The following is a 1,571-nucleotide window of genomic DNA, read 5'->3' as shown; positions in this document are numbered from 1 at the left end:
GCGGAGGCCGACGCGGCCAACGCGGCGGCGGACAGCATCGCTCCCTTGGGAGTGCCCGTCGAGCCGGAGGTGCTCACCACCAGAGCCGCCCGGTCGTCGATCGGTTCGTCGGGGTGCATGGCGCCGACGAGCAGACGCATCCGGGCGGGGTCGTCGGACGGGACGGGCAGCAGCGCGGGGCCACGGTCGGCCAGGAGCTGCTCGAACGTGGGGAACAGGGCGGTGACGGCCACGCCGCCGGGGACGGGCAGGGTGCGCAGGTCGCGGGTAGCGGGCATGGACCGGACCGGCGCCGTCAGTAGTAGTAGGGGAAGTCGTCCCAGTTCGGGTCGCGCTTCTCCAGGAACGCGTCGCGCCCCTCCACCGCCTCGTCGGTCATGTACGCCAGTCGTGTGGCCTCGCCGGCGAACACCTGCTGACCCATCAGGCCGTCGTCGGTGAGGTTGAACGCGAACTTGAGCATCCGCTGCGCGGTGGGCGACTTGCCGTTGATCTGTCGCGCCCACTCGATCGCGGTGTTCTCGAGCTCGGCGTGGTCGACGACCCGGTTGACCGCGCCCATCTGGAACATCTCCTCGGCCGTGTACGCCTGACCCAGGAAGAAGATCTCGCGCGCGAACTTCTGGCCCACCTGCTTGGCCAGGTACGCGCTGCCGTAGCCGGCGTCGAAGGACCCCACGTCGGCGTCGGTCTGCTTGAACCGGGCGTGCTCGCGGGAGGCCAGGGTCAGGTCGCTCACCACGTGAAGCGAGTGCCCGCCGCCGGCAGCCCAGCCGTTGACCAGGCAGATCACCACCTTGGGCATGGTGCGGATGAGCCGCTGCACCTCCAGGATGTGCAGCCGGCCGCCCTCGGCCTTGACCCGGGCCTCGTCGACCTTGTCGGCGGTCGCGCCGGCCACGTCCGAGTCGTGTTCCGTGGAGTACTGGTAGCCGGACCGGCCGCGGATCCGCTGGTCGCCGCCGGAACAGAACGCCCAGCCGCCGTCCTTGGCGCTCGGCCCGTTGCCCGTGAACAGCACGGTGCCCACGTCGGGGGAGCGGCGGGCGTGGTCGAACACCCGGTACAGCTCGTCCACGGTGTGCGGCCGGAAGGCGTTACGCACCTCGGGGCGGTCGAAGGCGATCCGCACGATCCCGTCGGCCCGGCCCTCGCCCACGTGGCGGTGGTAGGTCAGGTCCGTGAGGTCCTCCCCGTTCCGGAAGCCCTCGACCTCCCGCCACTGCGTCGGATCGAACGGGTTCCCGGTCTCGCCCTGCGCTGCGCTGCTCTCGGTCATGGGTTCGACGTTAGCGTGGAGCCATGACATCCGTACCGGGCCCCGAGTCGATCGACGATCTGCTCGCCCGCGTCCACGTGGTGGCCCTGCCGATGCGGGTCCGGTTCCGCGGCCTCACCGAGCGGGAGGTGGCGCTGGTCGAGGGGCCGGCGGGGTGGGGTGAGTTCGGCGCCTTCCCCGAGTACGACGACCCCGAGGCCGCCCACTGGCTCCGCTCCGCCCTGGAGATGGCGTGGCAGGGTCCGCCGCCGGCCCTGCGGTCGCGTGTCGCCGTCAACGCCACGGTCCCGGC

At 71.7% G+C, this 1,571-nt stretch carries 2 protein-coding genes and 1 pseudogene; 1 reads left to right on the top strand and 2 read right to left on the bottom strand.

The features are described 5' to 3' along the window. Positions 1-278: AMP-binding protein (locus G6020_RS12250; RefSeq protein WP_347238372.1), on the bottom strand; the 278-nt coding region annotated here is incomplete at its 3' end. Between the two features lie 17 nt (positions 279-295). Beyond that, positions 296-1,279: a 1,4-dihydroxy-2-naphthoyl-CoA synthase gene (locus G6020_RS12245; RefSeq protein WP_182610820.1), complete on the bottom strand. Its 984-nt coding sequence runs from the start codon at positions 1,277-1,279 to the stop codon at positions 296-298. Between the two features lie 23 nt (positions 1,280-1,302). On the opposite strand from G6020_RS12245, the pseudogene G6020_RS12240 reads away from it, so the two are divergent. Beyond that, positions 1,303-1,571: pseudogene (locus tag G6020_RS12240) on the top strand (O-succinylbenzoate synthase); the annotation flags it as partial.

It is taken from the genome of Dietzia sp. B19, assembly GCF_014145155.1.
Lineage (GTDB): Bacteria > Actinomycetota > Actinomycetes > Mycobacteriales > Mycobacteriaceae > Dietzia > Dietzia natronolimnaea.
The sequence above is the reverse complement of the archived record's forward strand: the minus strand, read 5'-3'. Positions and strand labels throughout refer to the sequence as shown.

What these genes read in the sequence shown, in the direction of transcription:
- G6020_RS12245 (WP_182610820.1), bottom strand. Translation starts at nt 1,279, where the DNA reads ATGACCGAGAGCAGCGCAGCGCAGGGCGAGACCGGGAACCCGTTCGAT.